This window comes from Planctobacterium marinum, assembly GCF_036322805.1.
In the GTDB taxonomy this organism is placed as follows: domain Bacteria; phylum Pseudomonadota; class Gammaproteobacteria; order Enterobacterales; family Alteromonadaceae; genus Planctobacterium; species Planctobacterium marinum_A.
This window is the reverse complement of record NZ_AP027272.1, coordinates 852,872-867,685: the sequence shown is the minus strand read 5'-3', so window position 1 is coordinate 867,685 and position 14,814 is coordinate 852,872. Positions and strand designations below refer to the sequence as shown.

Genomic DNA, 14,814 nt, shown 5'->3' with positions numbered 1-14,814 from the left:
TTGAGGTGAGTGCAGTTGTTATTAACCACGCACCTTGATGTAATCGCGAACACATTCCAGATCGATAATCACATCTTCCAGCGAATGACTGATGTTAGCCACTTGCTCTTCGCCTTTTGGCATATTGTTCAGATTAACTGCGATTTTACCAATTTTCTGCTGTAACTCTTCCAATAACATTTGCGGTGTCACGGTGCTCTTCCTGTTCATCATGGTTGGGATGCGTATTTCTGTTATTTTATGTCTCTGTTAGTGCTAATGCGTTGGCACGACACTTAATCTTGTGTAAGACATTTCTGACGATTATATGTAATCCTAATGAGTCACCAATTTAGTTTTCCCACTTTGGTGAAGTGTTTCACTAATTTGCTGCAATCATAGGCCACTAAGCAGTGAGTAATTGCGCGTTAAATTGTCTCGTGTTGCTGCTGAACCAGCTTGAAATCTTCAACCATTTTCTGAAAGCGCTGAGCCAGAAGCGCACCATCTTGTCTATTGCGATGAGCACCATCCAATTCGCCAAACAATTGTAACGCCTTAATTTGGAATTGTTCCTGATGAGTCATTTTCATGGTTACTCCGTAATCACTCTACTGTTGTAGTACTTATCGACAGAAACCAAAATTCCTTGCAGAGTTTACTTCAGGAAAACGAGGAAATTGAGAAATAGAACACAAAATACGGGTTTAGTTATCGGCGCTCAATCGCTGTTTAAGCTGATCTACATCGCTCACTACCTGTTGCAGCTGTTTTGTGAGTCTACGTACGTCGCCCATGTCACCGGGCTTTTGCTGTAAAGTCCCCATTAAATGACGCAGTTTTTCCTGCAAAGATTTTAGGTTGCCGTTGTTTTGCATTGCTCTTTTTTAACTACCAAAGTTCACACATCTGATCAGTTATAGAGTTTAGATTATTTTTAAATTCGCACGAGTAGACATGACTGAAAAGCCTGTAGGAGATATCCTACATCCACGCATATTTCACAGAGCAGCACCGATAGTTTTTACGTAATACAGTATGCCGGCAAAGAAAAACTCTACAGCAATGAGCATCATGATAAGTCCCATTAAGCGCATCATGACATTCGCTCCGGTTTTTCCTAAAACCCTGAGTACGCTCTCACCAATAGTAAACACCAGTGCCGTGGCCAGGCAGGCTCCTAAAATACCCAGTACTACATTCACCTGTTGCATCGCACTGGTGGCTTCTTGCATAAACAACGTAACCATCGTAATGGCCCCTGGTCCACAAATCATGGGAATACCAAGCGGGGTTACTGCGATATCTTTACCGTAGTTGTCGTCACTTTCTTCTGGCAGTTTTTTGGGCACAGTTCTGCCGCGCAACATTTCATAGCCCATCACGAAGAACAAAACCCCACCAACGACCCGTAGAGAGCTGACATGAATGCTAAAGAAACTAAAAATTGCCTGGCCAGCCAGAGCAAAAATAACCATGGCCGAGAAGGCAGCGGCAGTAGAGAGCAGGATCACCTTGCGTCGGGTCTTAAGACTCAACGCTTGCGTAAGACTGATATAAACCGGGATCGCAGCAATTGGATTGATCATGGCGAGTAGCGAAGTAAAGACAAAGAGAACCTGTTCCAATTGTGTGCTTCCAGAAATTAGTTAGCGATATTGTAATGCAATTGTGTGCTTAAGCAGCTTATTTCAAAAGTAGCACAAATCGCAATTGTAAACAGCGCTTAACAGAGATGTGATTTCGTTTGACAGACCGGAGCAAACCCCTATGCTATGCGCATTTTTTCGGTAGGTACTTTTTAACCATGCAAATTCGTGAAGTTCAGAACATTTTTTTGCGCATTCGCTCTAATAAAATATTCGAATTATTTGTTATTTCGGTGATTATTTTTTCTGCCCTGTTAGTGGGTGCAAAAACCTACAAGCTTCCCGACCCTTTTAACCAAATCACCTTCTTTTTAGACTGGTTTATTACCGGATTTTTCCTGGTGGAAATCAGCATTCGCTTTTTAGCTGAAACCAAAAAACGAAATTTTTTCAAAGACTTCTGGAATATATTTGACACTACAATTGTGTTGATCAGCTTGATCCCCATCGAAAACTCAGAAGCCGCCGTTATCGCCCGCCTGGTCAGGGTTTTCAGGGTATTGCGTATGGTGTCGTTTATCCCTGAATTGCGCATATTGCTCACCAGTCTAATCAAAGCCTTGCCACAACTAGGCTACGTGATGCTGCTAATGTTCATTATTTTTTATATCTACGCAGCGGTGGGCAGCACTTTATTTTACAATATCAATCCGGAATTATGGGGAGATATCGCTATTTCCCTGCTGACCTTATTCCGGGTTATGACGTTCGAAGATTGGACTGATGTTATGTACGAAACCATGGAGTATTACCCACTTAGTTGGATTTTTTATATCAGTTTCATCTTTTTCACTGCTTTTGCCTTTTTGAACATGGTCATCGGTATCGTTGTTAATGTCATGGAGCAAGAGCATGCTAAGGTACTGAAGGCCGAACGAGAAGCCAATCACGAGCCCACCATCAAAGATCTCGATGCCAAATTAACCGCTGTGCAAACTCAGCTTGAACAAATTTTGCAGCAGCAAGGTAAGAGCTAACTTGCGATTGACTAAATTGTTTAAAAATAAAGCACAATAAATTGGCCCCAAGAGAGCATTTGAATTACAATTGCTCTCTTAACCCTGAAAAACGTAAATCACGCTTATTTTTGCGCCTCCCGGCGCGCATTACCGGAAATTCTTATACATGACATCCAATACCATCAAGTTCAGTGACCTAAAATTACCCCAGCAAGTGCTGGATGCACTGGACAAAATCGGCTATGAAACCCCCTCCCCGATTCAAGCAGAAGCAATTCCGTTGCTTGCCGAAGGCCATGACCTGATTGGTCAGGCACAAACGGGTACAGGTAAAACCGCCGCGTTTGCCTTACCGATGTTGGCCAAGGTCAACCCAGAAATAAATTCACCACAATTAGTAGTGCTTGCGCCTACCCGTGAGCTGGCCATTCAAGTTGCTGAAGCATTCCAGGCCTATGCAGCGTTCAGTGACCGCATTCGCATTTTGCCCATTTACGGTGGTTCTTCTTATGATCATCAACTTCGCCAGCTTAAACGCGGCGTACAAATCGTTGTTGGTACACCCGGGCGAGTAATCGATCACATCAAACGCAAAACCTTAAAGCTGGATAATGTCAGCATGTTGGTTTTGGATGAAGCTGACGAAATGTTGCGCATGGGCTTTATCGACGATGTTGAATGGGTAATGGAGCAAGTGCCAGAAGAGCGTCAAATTGCCCTGTTTTCCGCAACTATGCCGCCGCAAATTCGCAAGATTGCAGACAAGTTTTTAGATAATCCTAAAACCGTAAAAATTGCAGCCAAAACCAGCACCGCGGAAAAAATCCGTCAACGCTTCTGTAAGGTATCTCCCAACAACAAGCTGGAAGCCTTAACCCGCGTTTTGGAAGTGGAAGAGTTTGATGGCGTAATCATTTTCGTACGCACTAAAACCGCTACAACTGAGTTAGCTGATAAACTTGCTGCCCGTGGTTATGATGTCGAGCCGTTAAATGGTGATATTCAACAAAAATCTCGTGAGCGCACTGTCGACAGATTAAAGCAAGGACAAATTGATATCCTGGTAGCCACCGATGTTGTGGCTCGAGGCCTGGACGTTGATCGCGTCAGCCATGTTATCAACTTTGACATCCCTTACGATACCGAAAGCTACGTGCACCGCATTGGCCGCACCGGCCGCGCTGGACGCGAAGGTGAAGCAATTCTGTTTATTTCACCGCGCGAGATGCGTATGCTTAAGTCGATTGAAAAGGCCACAAAGCAGAACATTTCGCCGCTGCCAATTCCTAATGTGAGCGAGCTAAACGAGTCGCGCCTGAGCCGTTTTAAAGCTCGTGTCGTTGAAGCATTAGATGATACTAACCTTGACGCCTGGGGTGAGGTCATAGAACAGATCCAGCAAGAAACAGAATCTAGCCCGGAAGCATTACTGGCGGCATTTGCCAGCCTTGCCCAAGGTGGAGAGCAAATTTTCTTGTCTGAAGCAGATGTACCAGAGATTAATGTTCCTGATCGGGGGGATAGGAGTGATCGTCGCGACCGCAATCGCGAAGGTGGACGTGATCGCGGCAGAGATGGCGGTCGTGATGGCAAAGGTCGCAATCGACGCGACAACAAACCCGACGCTAACATGCAGCGCTATAAGATCATGGTGGGTCGCAAGCACGACGTTCGCCCGGGCAGCATTGTCGGCGCAATTGCCAATGAAGCGGGTCTGGACAGTGAATTTATCGGCGCTATCAATATTTACGATAACTTCACCACGGTTGATTTGCCTAAAGGTATGCCGAGTGAAATCCGCAATATTCTGAAGAAAACGCGGGTGGCCGGACAAAAGCTAGATCTAACCGAATGGCAAGACCGTCCGGAAAAGTCATCTCGCCCGCGCCATAAAAAAGACTAACCTCAAATAACCAATGATTATATCTATAACCAATTAATGATTTATTGGTTATAGATAAATCTGGCAGAATCTCTCCAGATTGATTATTGGTTTAAGCATATGCGCTACTTCCCCTTATTTTACGATACACAAAATGTTAACGCTCTGGTTGTGGGTGCCGGGGAAGTTGCCGCGCGCAAAATAGAGTTGTTGTTAAAAACCGAAGCTAACGTCAGTGTTGTGGCTCCGGATATATCGGACACAGTAGCCTTGCTAGCGGAGCAAGGGAAAATTACGCTTACCATTAGTCCCTTTGAAACTGAGCATCTGGACAAGGCTAATTTAGTATTTGTTGCCACCAACGATGAACAGCTCAATGCCGAAATACAGCAACAAGCGAAAGCCAAAGGTATTATCGTTAATGTGGTAGATAACCCTCCCCTTTGCGATTTTATCACCCCCTCAATAGTGGACCGCGGTAATATCACCATCGCCATGAGTAGCGGCGGCGTAGCCCCTGTGTTGCTACGCTATTTGCGCCAAAAGTTGGAAGCCATCATTCCGCAGAACATTCGATTGCTCGGCGATTTTGCCGAAAAGTTTCGTGAAACCGTTAAAAGTCAACTACCGACAGTAACCCAACGACGTTATTTCTGGGAGTGGTTCTTCGATAGTGATGTTGCTGAGAATGTTTTACAGGGCAAACAAGAAGCAGCGGAAACACCTTTTCTGGAAAAACTCGCCTCAGCCGCAAAAGATGATGACTTTTCCAAGGGACAAGTTTATCTCATCGGCGCAGGCCCAGGCGACCCTGAGCTATTAACCTTTCGTGCCTTGCGCTTAATGCAAAAAGCCGACGTGGTAATATTCGACCGTTTAGTATCACCTCAAATACTAGATTTGGTGCGCCGTGACGCCGAAAAAATCTATGTGGGCAAAGCTATGAGTAACCACACTATCCCGCAGGAGCAAATCAGTGCCTTGTTAGTGGAGAAAGCGCAACAAGGGCAGCGAGTGGTGCGTCTGAAGGGCGGCGATCCCTTTATCTTCGGTCGCGGTGGAGAGGAGTTAGAAACCTTAGTTGAGTCAGGAATTGAGTTTCAGGTGGTGCCGGGTATCACGGCTGCCAATGGCGCAGCAAGCTATGCAGGCATACCGCTAACGCATCGCGATCACGCGCAATCAGTCGTATTCGCCACTGGTCACCTGAAGGACAATACTATTAACCTGAATTGGAGTGGCCTGGCCCAGCCCAATCAAACCATTGTTTTTTATATGGGGCTCACGGGTCTTGCGATTATCTGCCAGAAACTACAGGAGCACGGTCTTGCCAGTGATACTCCCATTGCGCTGATACAACAAGCCACCCTACAAAATCAGCAAGTAGTAACGGGTACCTTGCAGACCATTTTAAGCAATCCCGATGTGGCTACATTGAAGCCTCCAACCCTTATAATTGTGGGCACGGTTGTCTCGATGCAGCAGCAATTTGACTGGTTTGGTAACACTATTGAAGCAGAAAATCAGGATTGAGCCTTGCGTTAACCGAGTTTGGAAGAAATAATCTATACAATCCTACGACTCGGTTTAACGCGTAATTATGTCATCAGACGACCTGGAAAATTCCTTTAAGATCCTCAAGCAAACGGTTCCTTTGCTGATCAAACACAAGATATCTGCCGATCCCACTAATTACGCTATCTGGTATACCTACGCCAGTAATCAGTCTCCTGAGCTAAATCAAGCTGTAGATTCGGCTATTGATAGTTTTAAAACCATTTCTGAAGCACGTGCATTAGATATGTATCGCACTCACGTTGCTGATAAGCAAGAAGTCAGTGCCTGGCAGTTGCGGCAAAGTATCGATGCCATGATTACAGAATTCAGCCAAACGGTGAAAGATACACGACACGAGACCAATGACTTCAGAAGCGTCATGGATAAGAGTCTGGATGGCCTCCAAAAGGTCGAAAGTGAGGGCTTCTCAGTGGAGAAAACCATGTCTATGGTGCGTTCTCTAGTCAAAGAAGGGCAAAAAATTCGCAACAGCACCCTCACCTTTTCCGCCGCGATGGCCAATGCCGAAAAAGAGATTAGCGAATTAAAAGAAAAACTGGAAGTCAGTAAAAAAGAAGCCTTGGTGGATGCCCTGACAGGATTGAACAATCGACGCTATTTTGACTCGGAATTCGCTACAGCAGTGGCCAGTGGTCAGGCGGCCCTGATTCTGGCAGATGTTGATCACTTCAAAAAGTTTAACGATACCCATGGCCATCAAATGGGTGATTTAGTGCTCAAAGCCGTCGCCAAAAAATTGCAACAGGCTTGCCGAGATGGTGCTCAGGCATTTCGTTTTGGTGGTGAGGAGTTTGCCATCATCTTGCCCATGAGCAACCAGGACCGGGCCTGTCACCTGGCAGAAACCATGCGCCGTAACATCGAGAAGTTACAGATCACCCAAAAGTCTTCGGGTAAGGTGATCGGGGATATTACCGCTTCCTTTGGCGTTTCGGCATTTGAACCAGGTAAATCTGCCGGAAAGTTGATTGAGACTGCCGACAAACAACTATACGAGGCCAAGCGATTAGGCCGCAACCGGGTAATGCCCATCAAATAGTGATTTCAGAAAATCTAACGCTTACCTGTTCCGCACGACAAGGAGTTCACCTGTGCATATTCAAATTCGCCATTTGTGTAAAACCTATAAAACGGTCAAAGCCGTCAATGATCTCAGCTTTGATATAAAAAGTGGTGAGATTTTCGCAATTTTAGGTCCTAACGGCGCTGGCAAATCTTCCACGCTACGCATGTTGGTGGGTCTTACTACTGTCGATAAAGGAGAGATTCTTATCAACAAGGGTGAACAGCAAATCACAAGGCTCAGTAGCGAACAATTTGGCTACCTGCCTGAAGAGCGAGGCTTGTACCAGGAAACCTCAATTCACAAAACACTGCATTACATTGCAGCGCTGAAAGGCATGAAGAAATCTGACGCGGAACAGCAAATTCAGTTTTGGTTAGAGGAATTTGACCTGCTGGATCGTCAAAAAGAACCTTTAAAAGCCTTGTCCAAGGGTAATCAACAAAAAATACAGCTACTGAGCAGTATTATTCATCGCCCCGAGCTGGTGATCTTGGATGAACCCTTTTCCGGGTTGGACCCCGTCAATCAGGAAAAAGTGATTCAGTTTCTAACAACCTTAAAAGAACAAGGCACGACGATACTACTCAGTGCCCATCAAATGTCTCTGGTGGAAAAACTGGCAGACAGGTTACTGCTGATGGCAAAAGGAAAAGCGGTACTTTATGGCGACATGAAGCAAATCAGAGCCGCATCAACGCTGGGTAGCACCTTGTCCCTAGAACTCGCAGAGTGTCCTGCCGAAGAGGTATTAACGACAGCACAACAACAGCTATCCGATGTGTTAGCAATAACTCCCGTTGACCAGTTCAACATTCAACTGCGGTTGTCGGGGGGTTGTCATATACCGACGCTGTTAAAACAAGTAATGGCTATGTTACCCGTGGCTAACCTGCAATTGCAGCAGCCTGGATTACATGAAATTTATTTGCATGCATTAAGTGACAGTAATGCAGAGAAGGAACATCAAGATGACTAAAATATGGATTGTGGCCCGTTGGGAATTTTTAAAAAACCTCAAACTCAAGCAAGAAATCATCGGCTACCTGGTCATGTTGGCCCTCTACGGTGCGTTGTTTGCCGTGCAATATTGGCAGCAACAGACGCAGCAACAAAAGGTGGAATTAGCGGTAGCGGGTGAAGTTCCCTTCAGCTTCAGTGACCGTTTTAACATCTCGACCCTACCGGATAACCTGACTGTCGTTGAGTATCAGCGTTTGATGGCTGAAGAGTCACTCGCAGGTATATTGCTGAAAACACAAGAATCTTCTCAATATCAATTGCTTATTCCTAATGAAGTCAGCTGGCGACGAACTCTGGAAAGTGAGTTGCAGGATTACGAGCGCAGCCAATTGCTCCATGAACTAGCCATGTCACAAGAACAGCTCGAAAAGTTAGAAAATCCTTTAGACCTTGAGGTGATCAATAGCGCCGAGCAACAAGTGGGAGAAGATGCCAAACTGTTGAGTAGTATTGTTGCCATCCTGACTGCTATCGCAGTGTTTAATAGTTTTGCCTTGTGTATGACGTCGGTAACTCAGGAAAAACAGCACAGAGTGACAGAGCAATTACTCACCTGCATTAACTTTCAACAGTGGATTGATGGTAAAGCCATTGGGCTTTGCTTATCCAGTATTAAAAGCTTGATTTCCACTCTGATTATCATGGTGCTGATTTTTAGCGCCGTCAGTATTTTTTCTCCGGGCAATGAGATTGACTTAAGCCTCTCCGATTCGCCGCTAGCAATGATGGTGCTTTTCTGTATTTTAGGTATCGTGTTCTGGAATTATGTTTTTGTGGGATTTTCTGCCACTATCGACGATCCCAATCACTCAGGGAAAACCGGATTAATGTTATTGCCTATGCTGCCCGTGATGTTGGTTTTTATGGTGCTGGATGACCCAGCAGGTGAAGTGGCAACGATATTGTCCATGATCCCTCTCACTGCGATTTCGTTTATGCCAATGCGGATGGCTTCGATGGAAGTGCCTTTCTGGCAAATATCTCTGTCTTTTATCGCCATGGTAGCTGGGATCTGGTTAGTAAGGCTTTACGCAAGTCGCATCTTCCGCGCTAATATTACCCTGTTTGGCAAAGAGCCCACTTGGTATCAAATGTGGAAAAACATGCGAAACAAATCGTTATAACTATTTCAATACTGCGCTGATTCAGCCAGGCGTCAGCGCAGGCCGATAAACTAAGACGACTTCAACTATTTTTCCCAATATGAAACAAAACATTGGCTTTATATTAAATATTTTAGCGCTGGGGCTTTTCGTACCCGGTATTATGCTTCCGATTTTTTCCATGAATATGGAAATGCAGGCTGACCTGGGCAGTTCCGCGCTTTCAACTGCGCTAATTGATAAAGAATTGTCGATATTGGGGACGGTAACTGAGCTGTGGAATGAGCAGCGTTACCTTGTTGGCTTTCTTATCTTATTCTTTTCTGTGGTGGTGCCACTGCTCAAAACCAGCTTAGTGACTGTAGCGCGCATTATTCGCTCACAAGAGACAAAACAAAAACTGCTGAGCTTTGTTACCAGCATTGGCAAATGGTCTATGGCAGACGTATTTGTAGTGGCTATCTTTCTCGCAGTACTGTCCACTGATCACGCCAGCACCACCAGCACAGAGCAAATAAACATGGGCCTGTTCAAAATCACGTTTGAGTTAAGTTCGCAAACCTTGTCAAATGTCGGCCTGGGTTTTTGGTTCTTTACTGCCTATTGCCTGATATCTCTTGCGGGTACACAACTGTTTTACCGTGGCGTAAAACAAGGCTAAACCTCAATACCATTGGCACGACAGGAAGTTGTGCTATCTTTAAACGATGTCCATTCAGGAATCAAAACAGACAGCAAGATGGAAGCACTGTCACTTACAGGTTTTAAGACACGCTCGATTATTTCGCTCATCACAGTACTCACAGTATTGTTGTTGTCTTTTGCAATTCAACAACGCCTGATTGAGCAACAAAAGCACAACCTGGTGCAGGCCGCAATAGCCAATGAACTAAGCGAACGCAGTAAATCACTAACAATGACACTGCAAGGGCTACTCAGTGCGGAGCCGGGGAGACATCGAGTGAACCTCAAGCGCTACGCGGTTGAGCACCTTTCTCGCATTTCCGAAAGTCTCAATTATTTCCAAAGTACCCCACTCGCTGAGCCCATCGATAATGTGCTGAATTCTGAAAGTGAAACCGTTAAGCAACTGCAATTATTGATCAATACCACCCGCACGGTTTTAAAGGATGAAGAACCAGAGCAAATCCCTGACTTTAATTCAGCGTCAATTCGCAATATGTCCAATAACTTGCGTCAGGTTGCAGATACCTTGCGCGAAACCCAGCGCCAACACCAGGAATTTCAAATAACGGCTTTACAGCAACTGCTGATCCTCTCCCTTACCATTATTTCCGTCAGCATCCTGTTTGTTGTAGTCCCTGTTTTAAGGAGGGTTAAAAACGACAGAGCCGCGATTGAACGGCAACGCACCCAGATAGCGCGTATACGCCATACCTTTGATACCTTTACGGACCATTCACAAAACGCCATTATTAATTATGTGAAATCGTCGGGTAAAATAAACTTCGTCAACAATAGCTGTGTGGAAATGCTGCAATATCAAAGCAAGAACCAGTTGCTCGGTGAATCCATTGATGCTGTATATATGGTGCATACCGATGAAACTCACCCCGCCATGTCAGCACGGCTTATTGCGATCGATGGCAGTGAAATTCCGGTGGTATTTGACCGTTTCAGTTCTCATCGAATTGAAGATGGAGCCGAATTAGTATGGCTCAACCTGACAGATTTACGCCCCATTATTGAAGTTGAACAGCGCTCACAGAATGCCCAGAAAATGGAATCAATGGGTACGCTTGCCAGCGGTATAGCCCATGACTTTAACAACATTCTGGCCATCATTCGTGGCAGTTCAGAGCTACTAAAAATGAGTGTCGACCTCAGCAACAATGCCCAGAAGTGTGTAACACATATAATCGAAGCTGGGGAACGAGGCGCCAGTATGGTGCGACAGATTCTGCAGTTCTCAAGAGCAGATACCGAATACCTGAAAGTGATCGATATTGTAGAAAACATTGAACAGACCCTGGAATTGCTGACCCCCGGACTTAAAAAGAAAAGCGAAGTTGTCTTTCAATGTGAAGCTGAGGGCAATATCCTGGCGGATGAATCTTCCATCAGTCAAATTCTGATCAACCTTGTTAAGAATGCCTCGCAAGCTGGCGCAACAAAAGTTGAATTAACTCTGAAAAAAGAAAACCAAGAGTTTGTTTTGACTGTTTTGGACGATGGCAGTGGTATTCCACAGGAAGCCCAAGATAAGCTGTTTGAGCCTTTCTTCAGTACCAAGAAAAAAACCGAAGGCACCGGATTGGGGCTTTCGGTGGTACACGGTATAGTGCAAAAAATAAAGGGCACAATTTCTGTCGACAGTACCGAGGGAGAGGGAACTCGTTTCACCATCCGCCTGCCAGTTACTCAGCTGCAAGTCGAGGAAGTCGTCACAGCCAAACCAAGCTCGCCCATGGTCAGCAACCAGCGCATTTTGCTTGTGGAAGATGAAGATAACTTGCGCAACATCTATTCCACCTATCTAACCATGAAAGGCTTTTCAGTTACCGAAGCAGCCAATGGCCAAGAGGCCTTGGCTATATTCCAACAGGCAAAAGATGAATACGATGTGTTGGTCACCGACCACAATATGCCGGGACTACTGGGCACTGAAGTAATCCTGGCCATCAGGCATCTTACTAAAAAGCCCTTACTCACGATCATGGTCACTGGTGACATAGAAGACTCGGCCCGAGAACTTAAAAACCAAGGTCTTATTGACGATATCCTCACCAAACCCATTGCCCTGAGTAATCTGGATGGTGCTATAGAACAAAGCGAGTAACCGGTGAAAACCACCACCTGAAAGCTAATTTAAGACTCGATGCTTATTAAAGTCTTTGCAGATAACTCATCTAGCATTTCGCTCTCTTTTAAAACGATAACCTTTTTATCGTCAGTGATTGCCATAAGGGGTTGTCGTTGTTTGAGATTGTCTTGCTTGTACTCAGTCAAATCGTATTCATCCGTGAGCTCAGTAGCTATGATACGAGCTCCATCATTGACAAGTTTATCCAGCTGCTCCAGTGTTTTCCCACCAAATGCCCCGAGGCTAGCTCGGTAAGTTTTATCCACATCCTTTTGTCCAGTATACCCAGAAGAGACGCCTGCAACCATTTCTTTGCCGTACTCTTTTTGAAAAAAGTGCGTGGCGAATGAATTTGCGTTTGTGTAGGGCGATAGAATTAGCGCCTGACTATAAGTCGCACTTCCCACGATCTCTTCAGCCGCCCTGGAACTCGGATCCCCGAGGTAGGTTGTAAACCCTTGAATTTTGGCAGCAGCTATTGCTTGATGGTTTGGATCCGTAAGTAACACGTCAATATCTTTCTTTTGCAATGCTCTGGCAAGTTCTGTGCTGAATGGTCCCACGCCAAAAATCACAACCCCGTTTTTTTTCGGCTCTCGCACCTTTAACCAACTTGCCAGTCTCAGACCACTAAGACTTTGCAATGAGACGGTCGCGATGATGACAAAAAATACCAATGGCAATAGTATTTCCACCTGCTCATAGCCACTCTTTTCTAGTTTAAATGCAAAGTGAGCGCTGATTGCCGCAGCAACAATACCGCGAGGAGCCAACCAGGCAATGAGTGTTTTTTCTTGCCATGAGAGATTGCTACCAAAAGTGCAAATGAAGACTACAAGAGGTCTCGCCAGCAAACACATTACCGACACAATCATTATCGCAGCGGGAGCAATACTGTATAAAGCCATTAAATCTACACGCGCAGCAAGAATGATAAACATACCTGAAATTAACAAAACCGTTAAAGTCTCTTTAAATTCCTTTATTTCAGATACGTTCACACCGCGATGATTAGCCAACCAGGCCCCCATGATAGTTACGGTTATCAAACCGGATTCTGCTGCAAACTGATTGGCGATTTGGAAAGCCAATAGTATTACAATAAGCACAAAGAAGTTGACCAGGAACTTCGGCAGCAAACGCCTTTTTAACACTTCGCTTAATAGAGCCCCACAACATATTCCCGACACCAATCCCGCAGTAAAAGTAGTAAGTAAGGTAAGCAAGGTATTCTTGTATGGTTGCTGGCTTATCATAATAAATTCAAAAACCAATACAGCCAATATTGCCCCTAAAGGGTCAATGAGAATGCCCTCCCAGCGAAGTACTTTAGCAATACTGGCCTTTGGCCTGACCGATTTCAAAGGTGGCATAATCACTGTCGGCCCGGTGACCGTCACGATGGCACTAAAAAGAAAGGCCAACGACCAGGAAATATCCAATAAATACCAAGCCACTGGCGCGACAACCAACCAGGATATCAGTATTCCAACTGTGCAGAGCTTAAACACCACGCGATCTAACTTACCGAGCTCTTTGAAATTAAGTGTCAAAGCCCCCTCGAACAAAATAATCGCTACAGACAAAGAGACAATCGGAAACAACAAATCCCCGAACAGATCATCGCTATCTAGCACTTGAAATGCAGGTCCAGCCAAAATGCCAGCAGCCAATAGAAACAAGATTGCGGGAATACGCAGTTTTACCGCTAACAACTGGGCAGTTAATGAGAGCCCTGCGATGATAACCAAGATTGTCGCTGGATCACTCACGACGGTTCCCGGTGTATTTTAATGTGGCCATCGACATGAACATCTCTTTGTGGGAAAGCAAAAACCACGTTGTTTTTATCAAACAGCTCACAGAGCACATATCTGATATCACTGCGTATCGCGCGAAGATCTCGTTCTACTGACGCATTTATCCAGAAAAACACCTCGAACTTAAGAGCATTGTCCCCGAAGTCATCAAAAACGATGATGGGCGGAGGAGTATTCAAGATATCTTTGTGCTGCTCAACAGCCTCCCCTATCAAACGTTCCACCAACCTGGGATCAGTACCATAAATCACGCCCACCTGAACCGACGTTCTGATGTTCCTGTCCACCAATGTCCAGTTGGTGACAGTATTTTCCAATAACCGGCTATTGGGAATGAGCAAATGCACACCATCTACCCGGCGAATACGTGTAGAGCGGGTATTGATTGATTCCACCGTTCCTTTATCCCCAGAAACCTCGAGGAAATCACCGATACGTATCGGTCTTTCCCACATCAAAATCCATCCACTGATGAAATTATTAATTATATTCTGGGCCCCGAACCCCACACCAATTGCAACGGCCCCGGATAAAAAAGCAAATGCTGTCAATGGGATGCTTAGCCACTGCAAAACAGATAGCAGAATGAGCACAAGCACAACAATAGTGAAAATTCGCCTGATTAAATGTACAAGGTCCGGCCGCACATTTCTCGCCAATAAACGATTAGCAATGAAACGCCCGCCTAATTTTGCCATCAGCCACCCTAAAATGACGAAACCCAGTACCAACAGTAGGTCCGAAACGACAATGACGCTGCCTGAAAAGTTAACTAGCTCGTAACTCAATACTTCACTGATGGAAGTTGCCATAATTCATCCTGGTTTTGGCTATCTTATAAAGTTTTAGCTTAAATTAGCCAAATTGGATTGCAATCAACCATAATAAATCTAGATGAACTGATTTACTGTTTGTTGAGTAACAAATAGACCGA

At 45.1% G+C, this 14,814-nt stretch carries 14 protein-coding genes; 8 read left to right on the top strand and 6 right to left on the bottom strand.

The features are described 5' to 3' along the window. Positions 1–21: 21 nt before the first annotated feature. The 4 genes from AABA75_RS03900 to AABA75_RS03885 all read right to left on the bottom strand — a co-directional run bounded on the left by AABA75_RS03900 (position 22) and on the right by AABA75_RS03885 (position 1,607). Positions 22–192, bottom strand: a complete 171-nt coding sequence (locus tag AABA75_RS03900) for a hypothetical protein (protein ID WP_338291210.1) — start codon at positions 190–192, stop codon at positions 22–24. Between the two features lie 215 nt (positions 193–407). Continuing rightward, positions 408–572 carry a hypothetical protein gene (locus AABA75_RS03895; RefSeq protein ID WP_338291209.1) on the bottom strand — a complete coding sequence of 55 codons (165 nt, stop codon included), beginning with the start codon at positions 570–572 and terminating at the stop codon, positions 408–410. Positions 573–686: 114 nt separating this feature from the next. Further along, on the bottom strand, positions 687–857 hold the full coding sequence (locus AABA75_RS03890; RefSeq protein ID WP_338291208.1) for a hypothetical protein: 171 nt from the start codon (positions 855–857) through the stop codon (positions 687–689). Between the two features lie 123 nt (positions 858–980). Continuing rightward, positions 981–1,607, bottom strand: a complete 627-nt coding sequence (locus AABA75_RS03885; RefSeq protein ID WP_338291207.1) for a MarC family protein — start codon at positions 1,605–1,607, stop codon at positions 981–983. 179 nt (positions 1,608–1,786) lie between these two features. On the opposite strand from AABA75_RS03885, the gene AABA75_RS03880 reads away from it, so the two are divergent. The 8 genes from AABA75_RS03880 to AABA75_RS03845 all read left to right on the top strand — a co-directional run bounded on the left by AABA75_RS03880 (position 1,787) and on the right by AABA75_RS03845 (position 12,036). Continuing rightward, complete coding sequence (locus AABA75_RS03880; RefSeq protein ID WP_338291206.1) at positions 1,787–2,605, top strand: ion transporter; 819 nt, start codon at positions 1,787–1,789, stop codon at positions 2,603–2,605. A gap of 148 nt (positions 2,606–2,753) precedes the next feature. Continuing rightward, a complete protein-coding gene (locus AABA75_RS03875) occupies positions 2,754–4,490 on the top strand; it encodes a DEAD/DEAH box helicase (RefSeq protein WP_338291204.1) in 1,737 nt (578 codons plus the stop codon). Between the two features lie 99 nt (positions 4,491–4,589). Beyond that, on the top strand, positions 4,590–6,002 hold the full coding sequence (cysG, locus tag AABA75_RS03870; RefSeq protein ID WP_338291202.1) for a siroheme synthase CysG: 1,413 nt from the start codon (positions 4,590–4,592) through the stop codon (positions 6,000–6,002). A 67-nt stretch (positions 6,003–6,069) separates the two neighbouring features. Next, positions 6,070–7,086 (top strand): GGDEF domain-containing protein, encoded by a 1,017-nt coding sequence (locus tag AABA75_RS03865; protein ID WP_338291201.1) that lies wholly within the window; start codon positions 6,070–6,072, stop codon positions 7,084–7,086. A 52-nt stretch (positions 7,087–7,138) separates the two neighbouring features. After that, a complete protein-coding gene (locus AABA75_RS03860; RefSeq protein WP_338291200.1) occupies positions 7,139–8,089 on the top strand; it encodes an ABC transporter ATP-binding protein in 951 nt (316 codons plus the stop codon). Then, positions 8,082–9,257 carry an ABC transporter permease gene (locus AABA75_RS03855; RefSeq protein ID WP_338291199.1) on the top strand — a complete coding sequence of 392 codons (1,176 nt, stop codon included), beginning with the start codon at positions 8,082–8,084 and terminating at the stop codon, positions 9,255–9,257. The genes AABA75_RS03860 and AABA75_RS03855 overlap by 8 nt, the downstream gene beginning before the upstream one ends. Before the next feature lie 79 nt (positions 9,258–9,336). Beyond that, positions 9,337–9,897 (top strand): paraquat-inducible protein A, encoded by a 561-nt coding sequence (locus AABA75_RS03850; protein ID WP_338291198.1) that lies wholly within the window; start codon positions 9,337–9,339, stop codon positions 9,895–9,897. Positions 9,898–9,927: 30 nt separating this feature from the next. After that, entirely contained in the window at positions 9,928–12,036 is a 2,109-nt protein-coding gene (locus tag AABA75_RS03845; protein ID WP_338291197.1) for an ATP-binding protein, read from the top strand. Positions 12,037–12,065: 29 nt separating this feature from the next. Here the strand turns inward: AABA75_RS03845 and AABA75_RS03840 are convergent, their stop codons facing one another. Continuing rightward, a complete protein-coding gene (locus AABA75_RS03840) occupies positions 12,066–13,832 on the bottom strand; it encodes a cation:proton antiporter (RefSeq protein WP_338291196.1) in 1,767 nt (588 codons plus the stop codon). Next, entirely contained in the window at positions 13,829–14,692 is an 864-nt protein-coding gene (locus AABA75_RS03835) for a mechanosensitive ion channel family protein (RefSeq protein ID WP_338291194.1), read from the bottom strand. Before AABA75_RS03835 ends, AABA75_RS03840 begins: the two co-directional genes overlap by 4 nt. Positions 14,693–14,814 lie beyond the last annotated feature (122 nt).